This is a genomic window from Arthrobacter sp. MDB1-55 (genome assembly GCF_059092925.1).
On record NZ_JBNHID010000002.1, the window covers coordinates 447,952 to 470,887 of the forward strand.

At 61.5% G+C, this 22,936-nt stretch carries 21 protein-coding genes and 3 tRNA genes; 14 read left to right on the forward strand and 10 right to left on the reverse strand.

Annotation, left to right across the window (positions count from 1 at the left end; translation table 11 throughout):
- The first annotated feature begins 23 nt into the window (after window positions 1–23).
- Entirely contained in the window at window positions 24–377 is a 354-nt protein-coding gene (locus AC5RU3_RS09385) for a DUF5997 family protein (RefSeq protein ID WP_375164384.1), read from the forward strand.
- Between the two features lie 3 nt (window positions 378–380).
- Here AC5RU3_RS09385 and AC5RU3_RS09390 read toward each other — a convergent pair whose 3' ends face one another.
- The gene (locus AC5RU3_RS09390) at window positions 381–1,082 is read right to left on the reverse strand and encodes an SOS response-associated peptidase (RefSeq protein ID WP_493965364.1); all 702 of its coding nucleotides are present in this window, start codon (window positions 1,080–1,082) and stop codon (window positions 381–383) included.
- 80 nt (window positions 1,083–1,162) lie between these two features.
- On the opposite strand from AC5RU3_RS09390, the gene imuA' reads away from it, so the two are divergent.
- Genes imuA' through AC5RU3_RS09405 form a run of 3 tightly spaced genes read left to right on the forward strand, consistent with a single transcriptional unit; the run spans window position 1,163 to window position 6,993 of the window.
- Window positions 1,163–1,951 (forward strand): DnaE2-dependent mutagenesis accessory factor ImuA', encoded by a 789-nt coding sequence (imuA', locus tag AC5RU3_RS09395; RefSeq protein WP_493965365.1) that lies wholly within the window; start codon window positions 1,163–1,165, stop codon window positions 1,949–1,951.
- A 53-nt stretch (window positions 1,952–2,004) separates the two neighbouring features.
- Entirely contained in the window at window positions 2,005–3,549 is a 1,545-nt protein-coding gene (locus tag AC5RU3_RS09400) for a DNA polymerase Y family protein (protein WP_493965617.1), read from the forward strand.
- A 39-nt stretch (window positions 3,550–3,588) separates the two neighbouring features.
- Window positions 3,589–6,993 carry an error-prone DNA polymerase gene (locus AC5RU3_RS09405; RefSeq protein WP_309070461.1) on the forward strand — a complete coding sequence of 1,135 codons (3,405 nt, stop codon included), beginning with the start codon at window positions 3,589–3,591 and terminating at the stop codon, window positions 6,991–6,993.
- Window positions 6,994–7,092: 99 nt separating this feature from the next.
- Here the strand turns inward: AC5RU3_RS09405 and AC5RU3_RS09410 are convergent.
- Window positions 7,093–7,178: transfer RNA gene (locus AC5RU3_RS09410), tRNA-Leu, on the reverse strand.
- Window positions 7,179–7,454: 276 nt separating this feature from the next.
- On the opposite strand from AC5RU3_RS09410, the gene AC5RU3_RS09415 reads away from it, so the two are divergent.
- From AC5RU3_RS09415 to pknB, 7 genes are read left to right on the forward strand one after another with little or no spacing between them, the layout of a single operon-like run.
- Window positions 7,455–8,183: an FHA domain-containing protein gene (locus AC5RU3_RS09415; protein WP_493965366.1), complete on the forward strand. Its 729-nt coding sequence runs from the start codon at window positions 7,455–7,457 to the stop codon at window positions 8,181–8,183.
- A complete protein-coding gene (locus AC5RU3_RS09420) occupies window positions 8,180–8,656 on the forward strand; it encodes an FHA domain-containing protein FhaB/FipA (RefSeq protein WP_309070459.1) in 477 nt (158 codons plus the stop codon). The genes AC5RU3_RS09415 and AC5RU3_RS09420 overlap by 4 nt, the downstream gene beginning before the upstream one ends.
- Before the next feature lie 4 nt (window positions 8,657–8,660).
- A complete protein-coding gene (locus tag AC5RU3_RS09425; RefSeq protein WP_493965367.1) occupies window positions 8,661–10,220 on the forward strand; it encodes a PP2C family protein-serine/threonine phosphatase in 1,560 nt (519 codons plus the stop codon).
- Window positions 10,217–11,629: an FtsW/RodA/SpoVE family cell cycle protein gene (locus tag AC5RU3_RS09430; RefSeq protein WP_309070457.1), complete on the forward strand. Its 1,413-nt coding sequence runs from the start codon at window positions 10,217–10,219 to the stop codon at window positions 11,627–11,629. The genes AC5RU3_RS09425 and AC5RU3_RS09430 overlap by 4 nt, the downstream gene beginning before the upstream one ends.
- Window positions 11,626–13,068, forward strand: coding sequence for a peptidoglycan D,D-transpeptidase FtsI family protein (locus tag AC5RU3_RS09435; protein ID WP_493965368.1), 1,443 nt, complete (start codon window positions 11,626–11,628; stop codon window positions 13,066–13,068). The genes AC5RU3_RS09430 and AC5RU3_RS09435 overlap by 4 nt, the downstream gene beginning before the upstream one ends.
- Entirely contained in the window at window positions 13,065–14,813 is a 1,749-nt protein-coding gene (locus tag AC5RU3_RS09440; protein WP_493965369.1) for a protein kinase domain-containing protein, read from the forward strand. Before AC5RU3_RS09435 ends, AC5RU3_RS09440 begins: the two co-directional genes overlap by 4 nt.
- A 21-nt stretch (window positions 14,814–14,834) precedes the next feature.
- Window positions 14,835–16,739, forward strand: a complete 1,905-nt coding sequence (gene pknB / locus AC5RU3_RS09445; protein WP_493965370.1) for a Stk1 family PASTA domain-containing Ser/Thr kinase — start codon at window positions 14,835–14,837, stop codon at window positions 16,737–16,739.
- A gap of 19 nt (window positions 16,740–16,758) precedes the next feature.
- Here the strand turns inward: pknB and AC5RU3_RS09450 are convergent, their stop codons facing one another.
- Genes AC5RU3_RS09450 through AC5RU3_RS09460 form a run of 3 tightly spaced genes read right to left on the reverse strand, consistent with a single transcriptional unit; the run spans window position 16,759 to window position 18,334 of the window.
- On the reverse strand, window positions 16,759–17,412 hold the full coding sequence (locus AC5RU3_RS09450) for an anthranilate synthase component II (protein ID WP_309070453.1): 654 nt from the start codon (window positions 17,410–17,412) through the stop codon (window positions 16,759–16,761).
- Window positions 17,413–17,414: 2 nt separating this feature from the next.
- The gene (locus AC5RU3_RS09455; protein ID WP_309070452.1) at window positions 17,415–17,573 is read right to left on the reverse strand and encodes a hypothetical protein; all 159 of its coding nucleotides are present in this window, start codon (window positions 17,571–17,573) and stop codon (window positions 17,415–17,417) included.
- Window positions 17,573–18,334: a class E sortase gene (locus AC5RU3_RS09460; protein WP_309070475.1), complete on the reverse strand. Its 762-nt coding sequence runs from the start codon at window positions 18,332–18,334 to the stop codon at window positions 17,573–17,575. The genes AC5RU3_RS09455 and AC5RU3_RS09460 overlap by 1 nt, the downstream gene beginning before the upstream one ends.
- 241 nt (window positions 18,335–18,575) lie before the next feature.
- Here AC5RU3_RS09460 and AC5RU3_RS09465 point away from each other — a divergent pair, with 241 nt between their 5' ends.
- A complete protein-coding gene (locus AC5RU3_RS09465; protein WP_309070451.1) occupies window positions 18,576–18,821 on the forward strand; it encodes a cell division protein CrgA in 246 nt (81 codons plus the stop codon).
- Window positions 18,822–19,125: 304 nt separating this feature from the next.
- On the opposite strand, the gene AC5RU3_RS09470 is transcribed toward AC5RU3_RS09465, so the two are convergent.
- On the reverse strand, window positions 19,126–19,992 hold the full coding sequence (locus AC5RU3_RS09470) for a rhomboid family intramembrane serine protease (protein ID WP_309070450.1): 867 nt from the start codon (window positions 19,990–19,992) through the stop codon (window positions 19,126–19,128).
- Between the two features lie 6 nt (window positions 19,993–19,998).
- Entirely contained in the window at window positions 19,999–20,541 is a 543-nt protein-coding gene (locus tag AC5RU3_RS09475; RefSeq protein WP_309070449.1) for a peptidylprolyl isomerase, read from the reverse strand.
- Between the two features lie 153 nt (window positions 20,542–20,694).
- Here AC5RU3_RS09475 and AC5RU3_RS09480 point away from each other — a divergent pair, with 153 nt between their 5' ends.
- Window positions 20,695–21,501 carry a hypothetical protein gene (locus AC5RU3_RS09480; RefSeq protein ID WP_309123721.1) on the forward strand — a complete coding sequence of 269 codons (807 nt, stop codon included), beginning with the start codon at window positions 20,695–20,697 and terminating at the stop codon, window positions 21,499–21,501.
- A 108-nt stretch (window positions 21,502–21,609) separates the two neighbouring features.
- Entirely contained in the window at window positions 21,610–22,446 is an 837-nt protein-coding gene (locus AC5RU3_RS09485) for a glycosyltransferase family 2 protein (RefSeq protein WP_493965371.1), read from the forward strand.
- Between the two features lie 108 nt (window positions 22,447–22,554).
- On the opposite strand, the gene AC5RU3_RS09490 is transcribed toward AC5RU3_RS09485, so the two are convergent.
- From AC5RU3_RS09490 to AC5RU3_RS09500, 3 genes are all read right to left on the reverse strand, one after another.
- Window positions 22,555–22,627, reverse strand: a tRNA-Ala gene (locus tag AC5RU3_RS09490).
- A gap of 45 nt (window positions 22,628–22,672) precedes the next feature.
- Window positions 22,673–22,789 carry a DLW-39 family protein gene (locus AC5RU3_RS09495; RefSeq protein WP_309070446.1) on the reverse strand — a complete coding sequence of 39 codons (117 nt, stop codon included), beginning with the start codon at window positions 22,787–22,789 and terminating at the stop codon, window positions 22,673–22,675.
- A 41-nt stretch (window positions 22,790–22,830) separates the two neighbouring features.
- Window positions 22,831–22,904, reverse strand: a tRNA-Ile gene (locus AC5RU3_RS09500).
- Window positions 22,905–22,936 lie beyond the last annotated feature (32 nt).

A 22,936-nucleotide genomic window follows, 5' to 3' on the forward strand; every position in this document is an offset into this window, starting at 1 on the left:
CCCCACCGAAGTCCCCGCAGACCATGAAGCCGGCTACAGCCGCGAAGAAACTTGGCATCTACCTGCCCGCAACGCCACAGGAATTCCAGGACAACGACATCACCCGCGGCGGCTTCAACGAGCTTCAGGAGAACCCGCCCGAATGGCTCGCGGAGCTGCGCCGTAACGGTCCGCATCCCCGTCCCGTGGTGGCGCACAAGCTTGGCGTCTCGATCAGCGGCCTTGCCCGCGGTGGGATCACAGACCCGCTGACGACGGCGGAAATCACCGCGCTGCTGCAGTCGCCGCCCGAGTGGCTGGTGGCCGAACGCTCCACAATGGCTCGGGTGCGTGCGGAGGAAAAGCGCGCCAAGGAAGCACGGCGCGCGAAGGACTAGCTCCTAGGCCGGATTCAGCGGTTTGATCAGGAGAGGGCTGTCGTCCCGGACCGGCCCAACCTCATGGAACTGTAGCCGTTCGGCAACGGGAGTGGACGCGGCAACCGCTTCATCTGCCAGTTCCTGTGTTCCCTTGGTGGTTGGGTTCAGCCACTCGTTCCAGAACTCACGGGGAAGCGTCACCGGTGTGCGGTCATGGATTTCCGCCACTCCGCCTACTGCTTCGCGCGTCAGGATGGTTGAGGAAAGAACCCACCGGTTGGGGTGGTCATCCGGCAGTTCACGATTACGCCACCATGCATACAGACCCGCGAAGACCACCGGCTCGCCGGGTAAGTGAATGTAGAACGGGATTTTGGTTTTGCCTTCGGTTCGCCACTCGTAGTATCCACTGGCCGGAATAAGGGCCCGGCGGCTCTCAAGGGAAGGTTTGAAAGTGGGTTTGCTTCCCACTGTCTCGGCTCTGGCGTTGAAGGTGGGTCCCTTGGTTTTCAATTCCTTCGAGAACGACGGCGTCAGCCACCATCGCGCTGCTTCCATCCGCCGAGTGACCTTGTCATCCTTGAGGGATTCCAGCACCACACGAATGGGGTCGGTGGGACTGATATTCCACGACGGTTCGGGAAGGTTTTCACCCACTGCATCGACGTCGAAAAAATCCACCAGGTCCTTGTTTGAGCCTGCCACCACAAAGCGTCCACACATGGTGACAGGCTACTCTGTAGGGCCTATCCACAGGGCCACGGGTCAATTGACTTAATCGAACACGCGTTCGAATATTAAGTGTGAGTTCATCAGCAGCAGCCGTGGTTCAGGCGGCACCCACGGGTCAGTCCCCGCAGGGTGCACGCCGGGTGCTTTCTGCTGTGGATCACTCTGCTGATAAAGCCCGGCTCAAGGCGGAACTGCAATCCAAAATCAACGGCATGCAGAGCAGTCGGCCCTCTTCCCGGCGGTTGCCCACCGTGCCGGTGCTGGCAGGGGTCCTTCCGGGTGGCGGCCTGCAGGCAGGTTCAGCGTATTCGGTGACCAACTCCACCACTCTCGCCATGGCTTTGTTAGCCGGGCCCTCAGGCGCCGGAGCCTGGTGCAGTGTCATTGGCATGCCTACTTTCAGTGTGGAAGCCGCTGCAGGTTTCGGCATCGCACTGGACAGGCTGGTTTTGGTACCTCACCCCGGTGATCAATGGCTCACAGTGACTGCAGCAATGGTGGATGTCGTGTCGATTGTCCTGACCTGTGCACCAAAACACGTCGCTCCGTCCGATGCTTCACGCCTCATGGCCCGCCTGCGTCAGCGAGGGGCTGCGCTGGTGACCATGGGCCCCTGGCCGCACAGTGATGCCACACTGAGCGTGACCGGAAGCGATTGGCAGGGCCTGGGTGCGGGTACCGGACACCTTCGCAGCCGCAGGATGAGAATTACTGCGCGTGCTGCCACCGGCCGTGCCCGCACAGCAGACCTGTGGCTTCCCGGTCTTCAGCGCGGGCCGTGGTCAACATCCACGGCAGCCCCCGTTCAGGCAGAACCCGGACAACAGGAATTTTCCTACCGGTCAGCCCGCGCCTCATGAATCCCACTTCCTTGGGTGAACCCGTACCCGCTTCCCCTACCTCTACCCGCACCATGGTTCTCTGGTGTCCTGACTGGCCCATTACCGCGGCGCTCAGGGAATACCTCCTGCCTGCGGAACATCCCGTGGCATTAATCGAGAAGGGCGAGGTCTTCGCCTGCTCGCCCGCTGCCCGGGAACAGGGCGTCAAACGAGGACTCCGCCTGCGGGAAGCCCAGGCCCGGTGCACCACCCTCACTGTTCTTCCCTATGATCCAGCTCTTGATGCAAGAAGTTTTGAACCCGTAATTGCCGCTGTCGAGGAAATCATGCCCGGGGTGCAGGTCCTCCGTCCCGGACTATGTGCCCTCCATGCCAAGGGTCCCGCCAGGTATTACGGCAGCGAGGAGCATGCTTCAGCTGTGCTGCTCAAAGCCCTCGCCTCCATTGGTCTCACTGCAACCAGGGTTGGAGTAGCAGACAGTCCTTTTGCTGCTGAGCATGCAGCCCGGGCAACCGAGTTCCTGGATGATCCGGGGACGGATCCCGCGTGGATCATTCCACCCGGAGAGTCCGCATCCTTTCTCAGCAGCTTCCCTCTGGAAGTTCTGGAGGAACCGGCACTCGCGGTGGTCCTACGCCGGTTGGGAATACGGACCCTGGGCGATTTCGCTGCTCTTACCCGCGCCGATGTGCGGAACCGGTTTGGGGCGGAAGGCGCACTGGCCCACCTTAAGGCAAGCGGTCTTGACCACCACAGTGTGGTGGAAAGAAAACCACCGGCGGAACTCGACGTCGTCGTTCACTGTGAACCGCCGCTGGCACGCATCGATGAACTGACGTTCACCCTGCGCCTGTCCGCTGAGGAGTTCGTGAACCGGCTACGTGAGGCGGGGTTGGTGTGCACCGTTCTGGTAGTGCGGCTCCACTCGGAATCCGGTGAGGAATCAGCCCGCCTCTGGCGTCATCCACGGTGGTTCGACGCCGACGATGTCCTTGACCGGGTCCGGTGGCAGCTCCAGGGTAGCGGGAATGTAGAACATGGACTGAGCTCAGGGATCAGCAGGGTCGAACTTTCACCCGAGACCGTCGAGGACCTTAGTGACCATGCGGATGGCCTATGGGGAACGGGACCCGATGAGAATATCCATCACGGTCTTGCCAGGGTGCAGGGCATGCTGGGGCATGGTGCGGTGCTGACCGCCATGGTTGCCGGTGGACGAATGCTCACCGACCGGCAGGTTTTCATTCCCTGGGGAGATCCCCCATCGGAAGCGGTGGCGAAAAGTCGGGATCTCCCGTGGCCCGGCCAGCTTCCCGGCCCTGCTCCTGCCACCGTTTTTGATGAGCCTCGTCCCGTTGAAGTTCTAGATGGGACTGGTAGTGCTGTGGATGTTGATGAGCGCGGCCTGCTGACAGCTGCTCCTGCCGTATTGGTCGCGATGCCTCCCCGACAATCCGTCATTTCCTCCTGGGCCGGGCCTTGGCCTATCGTCGAGCGCTGGTGGGATTCGAACGGCCGAGCCCTCAACCGGTTTCAGGTGGTGGATGAATCCGGAACAGCCTGGCTGCTGCTTCTTGAGGATCACCGCTGGTGGGCGGAGGCAAGCTATGACTGAGTCGCAAGGATCCGTACCCTTACGGCTGGGGGAGCCCTGATGGGTTTCAATAATCCCCCTATTTCCTGGTCGGAGTTCGAACGAACCCTTTCCGACCGCCGCCGCCCCGGTTCCCCTCCCTTGGGAGCAGACGGGGGTGATAGCCCTGCGTGGTCACTTAAACGGCATCCATATTCGCCGCCGGAGGAACCCGAGCCTGTAGCGGCGGGTCCCGTGGTGCCCTACGCCGAGCTGCATGCACACTCAAACTTCAGTTTCCTTGACGGCGCAGCCAGCCCCGAGCAGCTCGTTGAGGAAGCCCACCGCCTGCGACTCCATGGGCTGGCGCTGACCGATCATGACGGCCTCTACGGTGTGGTGCACCTCGCTGAAGCGGCGGAGAAACACCCCGGGCTATCCACGGTCTACGGCACCGAGCTATCACTGGAACTGAGCAAACCCCAGAATGGGGAACCAGATCCGGAAGGTCGGCATCTGCTCGTTCTGGCCCGCGGCGCTGAAGGCTACCATCGGCTCGCCGCGGCGATCACCGAAGCACAGCTGAAACCGGAGGCAGAGAAGGGAAAGCCCCGGTACAACCTTTCCGAACTCGCCGGCAGGGCAGATAACAATTGGATGATCCTGACGGGTTGCCGTAAAGGATCCGTTCGGCACGCGCTCCTCAATGGAAGCGTCGAGGATGCGGAACAGGAAACCCGGCTCCTGGTGGACCTGTTCGGCGCGGGTAATGTCGCCGTTGAACTCTACGACCACGGCAACCCACTGGACAGTGCGCACAATGACGCCCTTTGGGATATAGCTTCCCGGCTTAGATTGCCTGTCGTCGCCACCAACAATGTGCATTTTGCGGTGCCGGAACAGCACCGGCTTGCTACCGCCGTCGCCGCCGTCCGCGCACGCAGGTCACTTGATGACATGAATGGGTGGCTGCCGGCGTCGGGCTCTGCCCACCTTCGTAGCGGCGCGGAAATGGCCGCCCGCTTCGCCGCCTACCCGGGAGCGGTGGCGCGGACGGTGGATCTTGCCGATGACCTTTCGTTCCGGCTCAGCAGCGTCAAGCCAGGATTGCCCAAACTGAACCTGCCGGAAGGCCACACCCAGATGAGCTGGCTGAGGAAACTTGTCTGGGAAGGGGCCGCGAAGTTTTACGCCGGCCGCACCGATGTTCACGAGCGCATTGAGAAGGAACTGCGCGTTATTGAAGAGAAGGACTTCCCGGGCTATTTCCTGATCGTGCACGACCTGGTCCAGTTTGCCCGCGGGCGGGGAATTCTCTGCCAGGGCCGCGGCTCGGCGGCGAATTCAGCTGTGTGCTACCTCCTGGAGATCACAGCGGTGGATTCCATCCTGTATGACCTCCCGTTCGAACGTTTCCTTTCCAGCTTGCGGGATGAGGAACCGGACATCGACGTTGACTTCGACTCCGACCGCCGCGAGGAGGTCATCCAGTACGTCTATAACAAGTACGGCCGGTTCAATGCGGCACAGGTCGCCAATGTCATCACGTACAGGCCCAAGTTCGCGGTCCGCGACATGGCCAAAGCACTCGGACACAGCCCCGGGCAGCAGGACGCGTGGTCCAAACAGGTGGAGCGCTGGGGCGCTCTGGTGTCCAGCGATGACCATGACATTCCACAGCCGGTGGTGGAGCTGGCACAGGGCGTGCTGAAGTTCCCCCGCCACATGGGGATTCACTCCGGAGGCATGGTGCTCACTGACCGCCCTATCGGCGAGGTCTGTCCCATTGAGCATGGGCGCATGGACGGGCGCACCGTCCTGCAGTGGGACAAGGATGACTGCGCCTGGATGGGTTTGGTGAAGTTCGACCTGTTGGGGCTCGGCATCATGGCTGCCATTCAGTACAACTTCGACCTGGTCAAAAAACACTTCGGTGAGGCATGGACACTGCACACCCTGCCGCGGGAAGAGCAGGGTGTGTACGACCAGCTGTGCTTCGCGGATTCCATCGGAGTGTTCCAGGTGGAAAGCCGCGCCCAGATGGGGATGCTGCCGCGGCTGCAACCCCGGCGCTTCTACGACCTGGTGATCGAAGTTGCACTGGTTCGCCCCGGTCCCATCCAGGGCGGCGCAGTTCACCCTTATATCAAGCGGAAACTGGGCGAGGAGGAAGAGAGCTATCTCCATCCCAAGCTGATACCGGTTCTGAAACGCACACTCGGCGTGCCGCTCTTCCAGGAACAGCTCATGCAAATGGCGATGGTGGTCGGCAACTGCTCGGGTGCCGACGCAGACCAGCTGCGTCGCGCGATGGGTTCCAAACGTGGGCTTGAGCGGATCGACTCCCTGAAGGAGAAGTTGTACGAGGGTATGAAGTCCAATGGGATCACCGGGGAGGTTGCCGACTCCGTGTATCGGAAGATCCAGGCGTTCGCCAACTTCGGGTTCGCAGAGAGCCACTCAATCAGCTTCGCTCTGCTGGTCTACGCCAGCGCCTGGCTAAGGCTTCACTATCCGGGGGCTTTCCTGGCCTCCCTCCTCCGGGCGCAACCGATGGGCTTCTACTCTCCCCAGACCCTGGTGGCCGATGCCCGCCGGCACGGCGTCACGGTACTTCGTCCGGACATCCTGCTCTCCGGAACCCATGCGGATCTTGAACATGACTCCACCGGCACGGGGACCACAGGCACGGACGAGTGCCTTGCGTTTCATCAACCTCCCGTAGGTAAGTTCGATCGCTCTGTTCCCTTTGATTCAACTGCCCATCGCCGGGACGGAAACTATGCAGTTCGGCTGGGGCTGGACAGCGTTCAGTCAATCGGCAAGAAGCTTGCGCAAGCCATCGTCGAGGAGCGCGAAGCCAACGGCCCGTTCAAGAATATGGGCGACCTGGCACGCCGAACCGAGCTGAACTCCAACCAGCTTGAAGCATTGGCAGCAGCCGGAGCTTTTGACTCAATGGGGCTCTCCCAGCGGGAGGCTCTCTGGCATGCCGGACCAGCCTCCACCGAACGCGAAGGCCAGATCAACGGCACCACGGTGTACATTCAGCCGCCCCTGTTTCCGGATCTAACGGACGTCGACCGCGTTGCAGCGGACCTGTGGTCCACCGGAATCACCACAGATGACCACCCGGTGCGCCACGTCCGGCCCACATTACGACGCCGGGGAGCACTGACAGCCGCGGACCTCCTTTCCGCGGAGTCCGGTCGGCGGGTTGAGGTTGGTGGGGTTGTCACACACCGCCAGCGCCCTGCCACGGCCAGCGGCATCACCTTCATGAACCTTGAAGACGAAACCGGTCTGGTGAATGTCATCTGCTCGGTGGGGGTGTGGCAACGGTATCGGCGGATCGCCCGGGAGGCCAGCAGCGTGCTCGTTCGGGGTGTGCTGGAACGGTCAAACGAAGGAGTCGTGAACCTGGTCGCCGACAAGTTCGAGGTCCTACGGCTCAAAGCCACAACCAAGTCCCGGGACTTTCGCTGACTTGCGTTGAGGCGCCCGACTGGCAACCGCCGCTACCCAGGATGGGCCACCGAAGAAGGACAAAGAAAATGCCCCGACCTGAGGCCGGGGCATTCACTCTGGTGCGCGAGGGGGGATTTGAACCCCCACACCCTTTCGGATACTGGCACCTGAAGCCAGCGCGTCTGCCGTTCCGCCACTCGCGCATATTGAGCAAGGACCGTTACAAGAATCCTTCGAATCAGCAGAAACAAGCATAACGGAGCCGTGCCGAAACACCTAAACGTGTGAGCTGCGGCACCCACCGCAACTTTGCAGCCGAACAAAACGTTGAATGTTATCGACGGGCAGGATGCCCGGTTAAGGCCATTTAGGGGACGTCCCAGTAGTATCGAAACAAGACAGCAGCCGCCCGGCTCGCCTCCGCGCGCTTTCGTGCGAGCGCATTCGGGCAATCAAAAACGCAGGTGAGGAGGTAGAACATGGGCATTTTGGATAACGTCGAGCGCGGACTCGAAAAGATGGTCCGTGGTGCCTTCTCCACCGGTTCGCGCTCACAGGTACAACCCGTCGAAATTGCCAGTGCACTCCGCCGGGAGTTGGACAACAAGTCGTTGACGCTTGCCCAGGGACGCACCCTTGCACCGAATGTTTTCACCGCGCGTCTGTCGGATCCCGACTTCGCACTAGCCCAGGAATGGGGAGCGCCGCTGGCCGAGGAACTGTGTGACGTCGTCATCAAGCACGTCAACAGCCAGCATTACACCCTGCACGGCCCGGTCCGCGTTTCATTCACCCGCGACTCGAACCTGAAGCCCGGGGTGTTTGAAATTGATTCCGCCACCGAGAAGCAGTCATCCCAGCGCCCGGCCGCTTCCAATGCGCCCCGACGTCAGCCCACGCGCTACCAGCCGGTGCTTGAACTCGACGGTCAACGTTATTCCCTACATGCCGGATCGATACTGCTCGGCCGCTCGTCAGAGGCGGACATCCTGATCGATGACACTGGCGTGTCCCGACGCCACCTCGAGATCCACACCGACCAGGGACAGTCGCGCGCGGTGGACCTGGGCTCGACGAACGGCAGCTACGTGAACGGCCAGCGGGTTCAGGGCGAGGCTGAGCTGACTGACGGGTCCGTGATCACCATGGGCCGCACACGCATGACTTTCCGACTTGTTCCCGTGCAGAACGGTGGCCGCCAAGCATGAGTGATTTGACCGTAACGCTGTTGAGATACGGCTTTCTCCTGCTGATCTGGATTCTCGTGCTTAGCGTCGTCAGCGCGCTCCGTCGCGACCTCGTCGTCGGTCTCCGCAACCGGACCGGCGCCCCTTCGGCCCGGGAAGCGCGCAAAAACCCGGAACTTGTTGACGAGCCTCCCGCCAAGGCACAGGCACGACGCCTCGTTGTCACGGAAGGTCCCCTGAGGGGCACCTCCCTGGACCTGACCTCCAGCCCCATCCTCCTTGGTCGCGCACAAGAAGCGACCCTCGTCCTGGAGGACGACTATGCCTCCGGCCGCCACGCCCGACTGTTCCCGCAAGGCAGCCGGTGGTTCATAGAAGATTTGGGATCAACAAACGGGACTTACCTCGCCGGGAACCAACTGACCCGCGCGCTGCCGGTAGAACCCGGAGTACCAGTTCGGATCGGTAAGACGGTCATTGAATTGAGGCCATAGACCCATGGCCCTGGTTTTTCGTTTCGCGGCCCGCTCGGATGTGGGAAAGGTCCGCGCCAAGAATGACGACTCCGCCTATGCTGGGCGCTACCTGGCAGTAGTTGCCGACGGCATGGGCGGTCACGCGGGCGGGAACATTGCTTCAGCGTCAACGGTCCTTGATCTCGTGCACCTTGACCGCAAGGATTACGACGACGACGCCGGCACCCACCTGGCGGACGAAATTCAGACTGCCAACTCCCTCCTGTCCGAACTGGTGAGCACCAACCCACAGTTGGCAGGCATGGGAACTACAGTCACCGCGATGCTCCTGAACGGTGAGCAGATCTCGTTTGCCCACATCGGCGATTCCCGCGCCTACCGCCTGAAGGACGACGTCTTCGAGCAGGTCAGTGTCGACCACACCTTTGTGCAACGGCTCATCGATGAGGGCCGGCTCAAGCCGGAGGAAGCGGACATCCACCCGCACAAGAACGTCCTGATGCGAGTTCTCGGAGACGTCGATGCCAGTCCGGAACTGGATCTGACCACCTTCGACGCAACACCCGGTGAACGATGGCTCCTGTGCTCGGACGGGTTGAATGCCGTGCTGAGCGACGCCGCGATCGAACGGGTGGTCAGGGAGACAAAGGACCTGACCGCCTGCGTCACTACCCTCGTCGACCTCACCCTTGCTGGAGGTTCTCCGGATAACGTGACCGTTGTCGTCGTCGATGTGGACACGGCCACCGACGACGATCTCCGTGCCGCTGCCCTGACTGCCATACCGCCCGCTCGGGAAGCTGCGGGAGAAAAAGACACTGCCGCCTCTCCAGTTGAGAAAGAAGCCCCTGGAGCCGCGATCAGGGCGGACGTCATCCGGGAAGACCTCTCCTCCCGGCCCCACACGCTCGTTGGCTCAGCGGCACTCGCGACCGAGACCGGACAAATCCCGATCGTTACGCAACGATCCACCGAACGGCGCGCGGCGATGATGCTGACGCACAAGGCTGCCCCTGCAGAGACGACCGACGACGACACTGCAGACGAGGAACCCGCACCGCGTCGCCGCCGATGGCTGCTGCCGGCCGCCCTGGCGCTGATGGCGCTGATCCTCGCCGCGGTTCTCGCCCTGGGGTACATGTGGACCCAAACGCGGTATTACGTCGCAGCCGCCGATAACAAGGTAGTGATCTATAACGGAGTTGCGCAGACTCTGGGACCGATACCCCTCAGCCACGTCGACCAGACAACTGACATCCCGGTCTCAAGCCTTCCCGAGTTCCAGCGCAACCGTCTGGAGAACACTCTTGCGGCGAGTGATCTGCAGCATGCCCAAGAGATCGTCGCGGACCTCCGCGAGTCATTGCGCGCGCTTCCCTGCCCTCCTGCGAGCGAACCCAGTCCTTCCCCAAGTCCCTCGCCGACTAGCTCAGCATCGCCTGCGACGGCCTCTCCGTCACCCTCGCCCTCACCGAGCGCGCGCGCGTCTGCTACGGCGAGTGCTGAGCCAAGCGCCAGCTCGTCCGCGAGCGAAGAAGCCGATTCAGGGGAACCTGCCCTGTGCGGAGGGAGAATCGAATGAGTGACGTCCTGACAATTCCCAAATCGCGGCGGAATGTCGAAGCTCTCCTATTGTTGGTGGCCCTCACCGTTGCCATCGGAGCCAACTGGCTTGTCGGCCTCGACAAAGAGAATCCATTCGACTCCGCCTTTTGGTCCCAAGGAGGGACGCTGGCGGCGCTTGCGCTGATCTTCCACGTGGTTCTGCGCTTCCGGGCTAAATATGCCGACCCAGTAATGCTTCCAATCGTCATCGCGCTGAACGGAATCGGGCTGGCGATGATTTACCGCCTGGATCTCGCTCTGCCGGCCGACTCTCGGGCGGTGGCGCCCAGCCAGTTCTTGTGGACCACAGTGGCGATGGCCGTATCGATTGCCACGCTCCTGGTGATTCGTGACCATCGCATCCTGCGCCGGTTCACCTACATCTCCCTGATCGTGAGCGCCGGTCTACTGTTGCTCCCTCTGACACCCCTGGGAGTGGAGATCAATGGTGCCCGCATCTGGATAAACGTTGGGGTCGGGACATTCCAGCCAGGAGAGATTGCGAAGATTACGCTTGCTATATTCTTTGCCGGGTATCTTTCGACCAACCGCGACCTGATCCTGCTTGCGGGCAAGAAACTGGGTCCGCTGCAGCTTCCCCGATTCCGGGACCTTGCGCCTATGGTCGCCGCTTGGCTGGTGAGCATAGGTGTCCTGATTTTCCAGCGCGACCTCGGCTCGTCCATCCTGTTCTTCGGCCTATTCATGGCCATGATCTACGTCGCCACGTCCCGGGTCAGCTGGGTGCTGATCGGCCTGGCGATGATCGCGGTTGGCGGATTCGTAGCGCTCCAACTCTTCAGCCACGTAGCGCTACGCATCGACAGCTGGATCAACGCCTTCGAACCCGAGGTCTTCAATCGAAACCCGGGCGGTAGCGGCCAAGTCATTCAGGGCCTGTTCGGGCTCGCGAATGGCGGGCTCGCAGGCACCGGACTCGGTCAGGGCAGGCCAGACCTGGTGACATACGCGAACAGCGACATGATTATCGCCGCGCTCGGTGAGGAACTGGGTCTGATCGGTCTGTTCGCGATTGTGCTGCTTTACGTCCTACTCATCTCGCGCGGTTTCCGGGCCGCGCTCGGAACACGAGACGGTTTCGGAAAGCTTCTCGCCTGCGGCCTGTCATTCACCATCGCGCTGCAGTGCTTCGTCGTCATCGGCGGAGTGACCCGGCTTATTCCACTCACCGGCCTCACAACTCCTTTCATGTCAGCCGGCGGTTCGTCCCTTCTGGCGAACTGGATCATCGTCGCCCTGCTCCTTCTCATTTCCGAGACAGCTCGTCGACCGGCAGTCAAGGGACCGATTCGCGAGACATTCCCGGAAGGCAAAGAACACCGTAATTCGCCGGTAACGGATAACACCAGGGAGGTCAGCGCATGAACCAGGCCATTCGACGCTCGTGGATCGTAGCCATCAGCATGTTCGCGCTCGTCCTCGGATCACTTACCTACGTTCAGTTCTTCCAGGCCAGCGCCCTGGAGAACAACGATTGGAACACCCGGACGATTCTTCAGGACTACGGCAAGAACCGCGGCGCGATCCTCGTCGATGGTCGCCCTATCGCCGAATCGGTGCCCTCCGACGACCAGTTCAATTACCAGCGCACGTACAACCAACCGGAAATGTACGCGCACCTGACGGGATTCTTCTCGCTCGTCAATGGCTCCACCCAGTTGGAGAACGTCATGAATGAGGAACTGTCCGGCAGTAGCGACGACCTCTTCATTGATCAGATGGTGCGGCTCTTCTCGGGTGCCGAAGCACAGGGAGCCTCTGTCGAGCTGACCATCGACCCGCAGATACAGCAGCTGGCGTGGGAGATGATCCCGGAGGGCCAGACCGGATCGATCGTGGTGCTGGAGCCGGCAACGGGAAACGTTCTCGCGATGGTATCCAAGCCGTCCTACGATCCGAACCTTCTTGCTGCACATGACACCTCCTTGGTCGTCGAAAATATCGACCAACTCTCGCAGGTTCCCGGGTTGTCCATCTACTTCAACCCGGCCACCCAGTCGCTGGTTGCTCCAGGTTCTGTCTTCAAGCTGGTCGTTGCGGCAGCGGCTCTCGAGTCCGGGCAGTTCGATGCGGAATCGACCATCCCGAATCCTCCGGTCCTTCCTCTTCCGGGAACCGACGTTGGACTCCCCAACTTCACAACCGGCGGGTGCGCTGCCCGGGATACCGCGGACCTCCGATTCGCACTTGAACAGTCCTGCAACACGCCCTTCGCCCAGATTGCATGGGAACTTGGCGAGGAAGCCGTCCTGGAACAAGCGCAGGCCTTCGGATTCGGTGAATCTTTCACGATGCCGGTCGACGTGGCCGGCAGTCAGTTCCCAACCGAATTGGACGACGCACAGTTGGCTCAGTCTGCCATTGGCCAGTTCAGTGTGGCGGTCACGCCGCTACAGATGGCAATGGTCAGTGCAGCGATCGCGAACGACGGCGTTCTCATGAAGCCCAATCTGGTGAAGGCCGTCCGCGCTCCGGATCTTTCCATCATCAACGAACCGGAGCCTGAGGTTTATCGGGAATCGCTCAGCGCTGAGAACGCGGACCAAATCACCGAGTGGATGGTCAACGTGGTTGAGAACGGGACGGCGCGGAATGCCGCCGTCCCGGGCGTACAGGTAGCCGGCAAGACCGGCACCGCCGAAGTAGCCGAGCAGGGCGACAATGCCTGGTTCACCGGCTTCGCGCCGGCCGATAACCCCGAAGTAGTGGTTTCCATCGTTATGCAGGACGTCGACATCGCGACGGGTGCCCAGCTAACAAGTCCAAACGCTAAAAGACTCATAGAGGCGGTGTTGAATAGGTGAGACCTACTTCAGGTATCACATTAGGCGGCAGGTTCCAGCTGACTGATCGCATCGCCATCGGAGGCATGGGTGAGGTTTGGAAAGCGCGCGACCAGGTACTGGGTCGCATTGTCGCCATTAAAATTCTGAAAGAGGAATACACGGGAGACCCCGGCTTCCTCAATCGGTTCCGCGCCGAAGCCCGCCACACCGCTCTGCTGAACCACGAGGGTATTGCAAACGTCTTCGACTATGGCGAAGAGGGCGGGTCCGCCTACCTGGTGATGGAACTCGTCCCGGGGCAGCCCCTGTCCACGATCATTGAGCGCGAGCAGGTTCTTGCGCCGGATCGTGCCCTTTCGATCATTGGACAGACCGCCACAGCACTCAGCGTCGCGCACCGGCAGGGGCTGGTGCACCGGGATGTCAAACCTGGAAACCTCCTGATCATGCCCGACGGCCGAGTGAAAATTACTGACTTCGGTATCGCCCGGCTCGCTGATCAAGTGCCTCTGACCGCCACGGGCCAGGTAATGGGTACGGCCCAGTACCTGGCCCCCGAACAGGCCACCGGCCAGCCTGCCACCGGTTCCAGTGATATCTATGCTCTTGGCGTCATCGGATATGAGTTGCTGGCCGGCCGCCGTCCGTTCTCCGGCGAGTCGCAAATTGCCATTGCCCTCGCACAGGTCAATGACGCTCCACCTGATCTCCCGGAGAGCATTCCCCACCCGGTCCGCGCGCTCATCGCCAGCATGCTGGCGAAGGACCCGGCTGATCGTCCCGCCAATGCCGAAGCCCTTGCTGAAGCGGTCGATGCCATCCGACGCAATGACATTCGTGCAGCAGAGGCCGCCGTGCCCGGCATGTTGCTGTTCACTGATTCGACCGGCCCGCTGACCACCCCCGTGCCGGCGCCGACCAGCGCCACCCGCGTTGTGCCCGCCCCGACCACCTCGGCGCTGCCCACCGTTGCCGGCGTGGGAGCAGGTGCCGGAGCGGTCGCCGCTTCACGTGAATGGAGCGAGGAAGACGACATTGACCAGGAGATCCCGCGTGAGGAGGAATCACGGGGGCGCAGTCCATGGCTGATCGCCCTCGTCGTCCTGCTTGTCCTCGCGGCGCTTGCGGCGGCTGCGTTCCTTCTGACGCCGCTGCTCACCGCCGACGACGACGAGCCCTCCGCCGCGCCGAGCACTTCGTCGTCGCCATCTCCGTCGGAAACGGAAAGTGAAAGCCCGACGCCGGAGGAAACCACGCCCGAGCCGACAACCCCTGAACCGACGACGCCGGAGGCCATCATCATCGATGCGGCCGCCTACCAGGGACGTCCCATCGAACAGGTTGTGGCCGAGCTGAATCAACTTGGATTCTCCGTCAATCAGCAACCCGAAACCACAGATGAGTTCGAACCAGGCATCGTGCTGTCGCTGAATCCCGTGGGTCCGCTTCCACCGGGATCTCAAATCACCGTCACCTTCGCCGAGGCACCTGACACCGTGACGATTCCAGCCGGGCTGGAAGGCGCGACCGAGGAACAGTTGCAGCAAACCCTCGCTGATCTGGGATTGAGCGCTGTGCGTTCCAGCACTGAACCTTCGGATGAAGCCACCGGCACCGTCCTGTCGGTAGATCCGGCGGAGGGCACCGAGGTAGAACCCGGCAGCACTGTACGCTACGTTGTCTCATCCGGCCCGGATGAGACTGAAGCGCCGCCGGCGATTGGTCCCGGCCAGACCCCGCCGCCGAACCAGGATCAGCCTTAGGGACATGTGAAGGGGCACCAGGTGAGCAGCGAGAGAATCCTTAACCGGCGTTACGAAGTGGGTGAACTGATCGGCCGTGGCGGTATGGCCGACGTTCACCTCGGGCGCGACGTCCGGCTCGGGCGCACGGTCGCGATCAAGATGCTGCGGCAGGACCTGGCCCGGGACCCGCTGTTCCAGTCGCGTTTCCGGCGTGAAGCTCAGGCAGTCGCCGGATTGAATCATCCAACCATCGTCTCCGTGTATGACACCGGGGAGGAGGAGATCGACGGCCAACATCACGACGACGTCCGCGTTCCCTTCATCGTGATGGAGTACGTTGCCGGACGGACTCTGCGCGACCTTCTCAAAGCCGGTGACCTGACACCGGAGACGTCCGTCGACTACCTCCTGGGAGTGCTCTCGGCCCTGGAGTACAGCCACCGCGCGGGAATTGTCCACAGGGACATCAAGCCTGCCAATGTGATGATTACCCCGGAGGGCCAGGTAAAGGTCATGGACTTCGGCATCGCACGCGCGATTGCCGATTCCGCGGCCACCATGACACAGACTCAGGCAGTGATCGGCACTGCGCAGTACCTCTCCCCGGAACAGGCACGCGGGGAGACCGTCGACGCCCGTAGCGACCTGTATTCCGCGGGTTGCCTTTTGTACGAACTGCTCACCGGAAGACCGCCCTTCATTGGCGACAGCCCTGTTTCGGTTGCCTACCAGCACGTCAGGGAGAAGCCCACTCCTGCCCGGGAAATCAACGGAAGCATCCCGCCGGCAATCGAAGCCGTGCTGCACATTGCGCTTGAGAAAGACCGAGCACATCGCTTCCAAACCGCAGCCGATTTCCGATCGGCGTTGCTTGATGCGCACAAGGGCATTCGGCCCGGTGCACAAGCCGCTCCGACTGAAGCAATGGCCGCGGTCGCGCCACGCGCGGACGACGACGACGCCCCACAGACAAGGGCCCTGGCGAAGGTGCCGGCGGGCGGCAGCATCGCAGCGGATTCCCTGGCAGTGAACGAAGAAGCCGGCTCGCTCCCGACGGCTCATGCGGCGCAGAGTCGTCATGACGCCGATGATCGGCGGCGTTCGCGGCGTCGAGGCTGGATTGCAGTGTTGCTCGTGCTGCTGGCTCTGCTGCTGACTGCCGGCGGCGTTGCTTACTTCGGAATTCTCAATGCCCAACCGGAAGAGCCGGTACTCACGTCAGTGCCGGATGTTGATTCCATGACCGAAACCGATGCGAGTAACGCGCTTACCGCTGTGGGCCTGCGCCCGCAGGTCGAACAGACCTTTCACGATGAGGTCGAATCCGGCCTTGCAATCGGCACCGACCCCAGCGCGGGCAGTGAAGTGGAACCTGATTCGCTGGTGACGCTGCAGATATCCAAGGGCCCTGCCAACCGAACCATCCCGGAAGAGATCTTCCAGATGACGGAGTCCTCCGCCAGGGACGCGCTCGAGTCGGTCGGTCTGCGCGGGGGGAGTGTCAGCGAAACCAATAGCGCCACGGTTCCGGTCGGTCGGGTCATCGCAACCGAGCCGGCACTGGGTTCTTCGGTCCCTGCCGACTCGGAAGTGAACCTGGTGCTCTCCACTGGCCAGGTGACGGTTCCGCGAGTCATCGGTCTCACGAGAGATGAAGCCGTGGCTATTCTCGAAGATCCCACCCGGGCGCTGGTGCCGCGCATCGAAGAGGAGCCGAACGCCGTCGTCGAGCCTGGCCTTGTAGTGCGGCAGGAACCGGACGAGAACACCAACGTCGCACCGGGCAGTGAGGTAGTGATCTACGTAGCCGTTGAGCCTCCCGCCGAAGAGCCTGCGGCACCTGCCGCTCCCACCACCGCTGCGCCGCCTCCCCCTGAGGAGGAAGAAGAACCCGGGAACCAGGGACGCGGGCGTGGTCAGGGGCAGGGGAATAACGACCCGTAAAATGCGGACTCCGGAAGGGTCAGGATCCGACCTGCTGGTGAATAAGCGGGCTCAGGGTAGCTGACCGCTCCGCCGCGCCGGCGAGACCAGTCTGCTCAAGCCAGTTGCCCAGCATCCTATAGCCACCCTCAGTCAGCACGGACTCCGGGTGGAATTGCACGCCGCACAGGGGAGCGGAGCGGTGCTCCAGACCCATGATGACCCCGCTGGCCGTTTGCGCTGTGACACGCAGTTCACCGGGGACGTCACCGACCGCGGCCAGCGAGTGATAGCGGGTCGCCGTAAGGGGGGAGTTCAGCCCCTGGAAGACATTGGTCGAATCGTGCTCAACCAGGGACGTCTTGCCGTGCATCAGTTCCGGCGCGTGCGTAACCGAACCACCGTACGCTTCGGCGAGTGCCTGATGACCCAGGCAGACCCCGAGCATCGGCTTGTTGTTCTCACCGCACCACTTGATCAGGTCAATACAAACACCGGCTTCTGCCGGAGCGCCCGGCCCGGGAGAAATCAGCACGCCGTCGCGCACTTCCGCCAGGGCGATCGCCTCCTCAAGGGTGACGTCGTCATTCCGTACAACCGTTGTTTCCGCGCCGAGCTCCTGCAGGTAGCCGACAAGGGTGTACACAAAGCTGTCGTAATTATCCACAACCAGGATGCGGGTGGGGCTGTTCATGATCAGGAACCAATCGTTGAATCTGTCAGTGGGCTGAACTGGGAGAGCCAGGGGAATACCCAATTCACAAGTGCCGTCAGGGCCGCGGCGAAAAGCAGGATGGACCAGATGACCCGCAGCCAGAGCGGACCGGGGAGGTGGCGGAAGATGAAGGCGTACATCAGGCGGCTCCTTCGGCAATTTTAGCGACTTGTGCCGCGATCTCTGTCGGCGGTCCTGCGTCCAGGGACTGGAAGGTCTCCATCACCGCATAGGCGATGATCCTTTCCTCTGCACCGAAGCGGGGGTTGCAGCTCGTGAGAGTGAGAACCCGTTCTGCAGGCTCATTCTCCGGTCGGGTGGGTACGGGCGCAAGCACATCAACGCGGTCAGGCAGCACGATCTGCGTGTTCCGATAGATGTAGGTGTAGTAACCGTCCTGCGTCTGGACATAAATCCGGTCGCCCGGGACCAGAGTGTGGATGTTGTCCAGCACCGCCCCGTTCGTCTGCCTGTGGCCGGCCAGCGCGAAGTTGCCAACGACGCCCGGCATACCTGTTTCCGGGTAGTGTCCGAGACCGAGATTGTCGAGAACCGCCGTCGTTACGCCGCTGGTTATCGGCCGGGTGAAATTGTCCCCGAAACGCGGAATGTAGATGACCGCAAACGTCTCACCCTGCGCTCGACCATCCATCACCGGCACCTGCTCAGGTGCCACGGGTTCCTGCCCCTGGGCTGGCTCCGGACGAGTGCTTCCCTCACCGAGGTCTGAGAAGAATTGCTCTACCGCTTGATCCTGCTTTGCATTGGATTCGACGTTGGTCCACCACAGTTGCCAAGCCACGAAAAGCAGAAGGACCACACCTGCGGTAATGAGAAGCTCACCGAAGACCTGGGCTGCGATGTGAAGGAATCCACGACGCCGGTGCCGGTCCGCGGGCATGCGATGGGAACGGTCACGGCGGGTCACCGCGATACCGCCGCCGAGGTTGCTCAAACCTTCTCCCTGCTTACGTATCTGCTGCCGGGCGTTGTGGCCTCGGTTCATTAGCTAGAATGGGCAGCTAGAACGGTGCCGATGACAATAGCCTCATTTCAGGATAACCGGTGTCATCGTCGCTTTCCGAGCCTGTATGACCGCAAACACAGTGGTTGGGTTAGCAGCCCACCGTCTAGGAGGATCCGTGCCCGAGTCGAAGTCCCGCAAGAAGCAGGTCGAGTCACAGACGCGTGCCGCTGCGGAGCCGAAGCCGAACCCTGTCTGGTTCAAGCCGGTGATGTTCGGGCTGATGATTCTCGGCCTGCTGTGGATTCTGGTGTACTACATCTCCGAAGGACGGTTCCCGATCCCCGAGATTGCGTCCTGGAACATCCTCATCGGCTTCGGAATTGCGATTGTCGGGTTCCTGATGACGACGCGCTGGCGGTAGCACCCAGGGAGACGAGACCCACAAGAGGCGCCCTCTAAGGGCGCCTCTTTGCGTTTAACTGCCCGCTCTTCGTACTGCCTAGTCACATCGGTACGCGCACGCGTGGGACATCCTGGCAACCTCCATGGCGAATGGAACTCGTCCGCTGGGTAATACACACGTTGTGCACCGAGTTTTCCACAGCTGTGCGTAACTTCGACTCCACGCTCAGTGTTTTTCGTGTGAATTCGGGAGTCTGCTTATCCACACCTGTGGAATTACATGTGTGTAAGTTTTCCCCGATGTGGATAAGCCCTGTGGAAAACTAGAACGGCGAGGCCACCAGATTGGCTCCTACAACGGTCAATGCAACCAGCACGAGTGTCAGGCCGGTCAGACCGGCCCACTGAATCAGGGAACGCCTAGGACTGCGCGGCGTGTAGGCGATGATGGCTGCGGCGGCGCCTCCTGCGAGAAGACCACCCAGGTGGGCCTGCCAGGAAATGCCTGGCACCACAAAACCTAAAACGGTGTTGATTGCTATCAACACGACCAACTGCCGGACGTCACCACCGCGTCGCCGCTGCACGATCAGCATGGCGCCGAACAGCCCAAAGACGGCTCCTGAGGCCCCTACAACGCCTTGGAGAGGGTTGGTGAGCAGAAGCACTGCAACCGAGCCGCCGAACGCTGCGATCAAGTACAGGGCGAGAAATCTGGCTCTGCCCAACAGCGGTTCCAGGGCCTGTCCCATAATCCACAAGGCGTACATGTTGAAACCGATATGAAGCAGGAATCCCGTGGAGTGCAGGAAGGCAGCCGTGACCATGCGCCACGGCTCCGGCGATACAAATTCCGAGGTGTAGATGCCCGCGTACGCGAGCGCATCGGTCACCCCTGGTAGCGCCATTTGGGCCACGAAGAGCGCCACACAGGCGCCGATGATCGAGAACGTGACGAGGGGGCGTCCTTGCCGGACGGTTCCGCCGAAGAGTGTCCTGGAAACCGGAGCGTTTCGCTGCGCCTCCCGAACGCAGTCAACGCACTGGATCCCGACGGCCGCCGGACGCTGACACTCCGGGCAGGCAGGCCTGCCGCACCGTTGGCACCGCACATAGCTCACCCTGTCGGGGTGACGTGGGCATACGGGAACGTCCTGGTCCGGCTGGTCCGCCGGGAGTCCATAGGTCATGCGGTGTTAGACCTGCTCAATGGTGATGCTGCTGATGACGACGTCTTCGAGCGGTCGGTCACGACCGTCGGTGGGGATGGCGTTGAGCTGATCGACGACGGCTCGTGACGCTTCATCTTTCACCTCACCGAAGATGGTGTGCTTGCCCTGCAGCCACGTGGTGGGAACCGAGGTGATGAAGAACTGCGAGCCGTTGGTACCACGTCCACCCTGAATTCCAGCGTTGGCCATCGCCAATTTGTAAGGAGTGGTGAAGTCGAGATCGGGGTTGATCTCGTCATCGAACTGGTAGCCCGGGCCACCGATTCCCTGGCCCAGCGGATCGCCGCCCTGAATCATGAAGTCCTGGATAACCCGGTGAAAGACTGTCCCGTTGTACAGGGGGGCGTTGGTCTCCTCACCCGTCGCCGGGTGAGTCCAGGTGATGTCACCGGTGGCAAGGCCAACAAAGTTCTTGACGGTCTTCGGCGCATGGTTGCCGTAAAGCTCTACCTTGATGTCACCGAGGCTGGTATGGATAGTTGCGTGTGCAGTAGCGATTGCTGTCATGGGCTCCATTGTTCCACGCAGGGCTAGCGGTTTAGCTGGAAGTACCGCGTTCCGCGCACAGTGAAAATGCTGTGAAATGAATGAGCGGATAGCACGTAACTCCAGATAACACGTAGGCTGACTAAGAACAGTCACTATCCCTGGGAGGTAGTTGTGAAGAAATCCGAACACGTTGTCCGAACGCTCGAGAACAACGTTCTGATGGGCGTCGGCACGGCACGGGATTGGGCCGCTCCGCGTGTGGATGCAGCCAGGGTCTGGGTTGCTCCACGCATCGAGCGAGGGATTGAAACCGCCGCACCGAAGATTCAGCAGGGCGTGAACCGGGCGGCACAGAGCCTGAATGAGGGCATCGCGGTCGTTACACCTCGGATCCAGGAGAGCCTGGATCGTGTAGGGCCGCGCTTCAACCAGATCGTCGACGGAACCGGTCCACGAATCCAGGAGACTCTGGATCGTGCCACCCCTGCAATCAATCAGGCACGCGACCGCGTAGTCACCGAGTACATCCCGGCCGTCTCGTACCGCCTGGGAGATGTTGCGGACTCTGCGTCCCGCTCTCTTGCCGCTGCAACCGTCCCGGCAGGTGTGGCGGGTGTGGTCACCAGGGTTACCGGTGACAAGAAGGCCGTGAAGAAGTATCAGAAGGCCGCCGTCGTTGCAGCTCAGCGTGCAGCGAAGGACCTCCGGCGCAGCAAGAAGAGTCAAGGCAACAAGGGCTGGTTGATCGTCGGCATCATCGCCGCTGCTGTGACAGCCGGCATCGCCGTCTGGCGTGCTTCACAGCCGGTGGAAGACCCGTGGAAGACGCCGGCCCCGGTTGAACCGAAACCAGTGGCCGACGTCGCTCACAATGACGAAGCGAAACAAGCGGTCGTCGACATGAAGGAAGCCGCTGATCGCGCCGCGGAAAAGTCAAACGACGACGCCGCAGGCGCACCGAAGGGACCTGCTGTCTAGGTCGCACCGACCCACTTTCAAGCGGGAAAGATCCACCGATGGGGGATCTTTCCCGCTTTTTCGTTGCTTCCCGCCTGACGTCGGCTGGCTGGTGATAGATTTACGGCCGTGCACCCCGCGAAGCCGTCCGTGTCGATTGTGATTCCGGCGTACAACGAGGAAGGCGTTATTCGCCAGTGCCTCATTGCCGCTATCTACCAGTCCCTCCCGGCTCACGAGATTGTGGTCGTGAATAACCGCTCCACCGACCGCACCGCGGAGATCGTCCGCCAGATGCAGTTGGAGTATCCGGAGAGTCCCATCCGCCTGCTGGAGCAGAACGAGATTCAGGGGCTGATCCCCACCCGGAACTTCGGTCTGGATCATGCAACCGGAGATGTGCTGGGCAGAATCGACGCTGACTCTGTCCTTGAGCCGGACTGGGTGGAAACGGTACAGGCAGGGTTCTGCGACCCGGAAGTGGCGGCCGCAACGGGACCAGTGGTCTATTACGACATGCCGATGCGGCGTTGGGGTCTTAAGGCGGACGACAAGATGCGCCAGCTTGTTCTGAAGCTCGCGCGCAACCAGTACCATTTCCTGTTCGGTTCCAACATGGCGCTTCGCCGCACGGCCTGGGAACAGATCCGCGGCCATACCTGCCTCGACGAGCAGGATGAGATGCATGAGGACATCGATATCTCCCTGCATCTGGCGGAACAGGACCTGGTCATCCGATACATACCCGGGATGATCAGTGGTATGTCCGCCCGACGCCTTGAGAACTCTCCCAAGGACTACCGGTACTACGTAACGCGCTTCGACCGTACCTACCGCGCACATCAGATCGACAAGAGAGTGCTGAAGATCCCCATGTTGATCTTCATGTCCATCTACTACCCGGCGAAGGTCCTGCGCGCCGTACACACCGCGCGCGCTGCGAGGTCGGCTACGGCGCATCGCTAGCGGCGGATGCGAGGCTACTCGAGCCGGTGAGAGCGGGTCCTGAAAGTACAACTTCAAATAAAAAGGAAGGGACCCCAGCCAGTTAGCTGGGGTCCCTTCCTCTCACGGTGGAGGCACGGGGACTCGAACCCCGAACCCCCTGCTTGCAAAGCAGGTGCGCTACCAATTGCGCCATGCCCCCGTAAAACGGAACCTGATCAGTATACCTGATCCGTGAGGCGAAACTTCACTCGACCGGATCGGTCGCCTCGCTCCACACTTCTTTTTCCTTCTCGGATTCCTGCCACCGCTTGTAAGCGAAGATTCCTGCGACAGCGGCTGCCGCTACCAGCAACTTCTTCACAGTGCTCCTCACTTGCAGTTTCCTGCCGGTTTCAGGATCCGTGGGCGTACCAGGACTTGAACCTGGGACCTCTTCGTTATCAGCGAAGCGCTCTAACCGCCTGAGCTATACGCCCCCGTACCTCATCGGGCCGAGATACGACTTTAC

What these genes read in the sequence shown, in the direction of transcription:
- AC5RU3_RS09385 (WP_375164384.1), top strand. Translation starts at nt 24, where the DNA reads ATGAAGCCGGCTACAGCCGCGAAGAAACTTGGCATCTACCTGCCCGCA.
- AC5RU3_RS09390 (WP_493965364.1), bottom strand. Translation starts at nt 1,082, where the DNA reads ATGTGTGGACGCTTTGTGGTGGCAGGCTCAAACAAGGACCTGGTGGAT.
- AC5RU3_RS09400 (WP_493965617.1), top strand. Translation starts at nt 2,005, where the DNA reads ATGGTTCTCTGGTGTCCTGACTGGCCCATTACCGCGGCGCTCAGGGAA.
- AC5RU3_RS09405 (WP_309070461.1), top strand. Translation starts at nt 3,589, where the DNA reads ATGGGTTTCAATAATCCCCCTATTTCCTGGTCGGAGTTCGAACGAACC.
- AC5RU3_RS09415 (WP_493965366.1), top strand. Translation starts at nt 7,455, where the DNA reads ATGGGCATTTTGGATAACGTCGAGCGCGGACTCGAAAAGATGGTCCGT.
- AC5RU3_RS09420 (WP_309070459.1), top strand. Translation starts at nt 8,180, where the DNA reads ATGAGTGATTTGACCGTAACGCTGTTGAGATACGGCTTTCTCCTGCTG.
- AC5RU3_RS09425 (WP_493965367.1), top strand. Translation starts at nt 8,661, where the DNA reads ATGGCCCTGGTTTTTCGTTTCGCGGCCCGCTCGGATGTGGGAAAGGTC.
- AC5RU3_RS09430 (WP_309070457.1), top strand. Translation starts at nt 10,217, where the DNA reads ATGAGTGACGTCCTGACAATTCCCAAATCGCGGCGGAATGTCGAAGCT.
- AC5RU3_RS09435 (WP_493965368.1), top strand. Translation starts at nt 11,626, where the DNA reads ATGAACCAGGCCATTCGACGCTCGTGGATCGTAGCCATCAGCATGTTC.
- AC5RU3_RS09450 (WP_309070453.1), bottom strand. Translation starts at nt 17,412, where the DNA reads ATGAACAGCCCCACCCGCATCCTGGTTGTGGATAATTACGACAGCTTT.
- AC5RU3_RS09455 (WP_309070452.1), bottom strand. Translation starts at nt 17,573, where the DNA reads ATGTACGCCTTCATCTTCCGCCACCTCCCCGGTCCGCTCTGGCTGCGG.
- AC5RU3_RS09460 (WP_309070475.1), bottom strand. Translation starts at nt 18,334, where the DNA reads ATGCCCGCGGACCGGCACCGGCGTCGTGGATTCCTTCACATCGCAGCC.
- AC5RU3_RS09470 (WP_309070450.1), bottom strand. Translation starts at nt 19,992, where the DNA reads ATGACCTATGGACTCCCGGCGGACCAGCCGGACCAGGACGTTCCCGTA.
- AC5RU3_RS09475 (WP_309070449.1), bottom strand. Translation starts at nt 20,541, where the DNA reads ATGACAGCAATCGCTACTGCACACGCAACTATCCATACCAGCCTCGGT.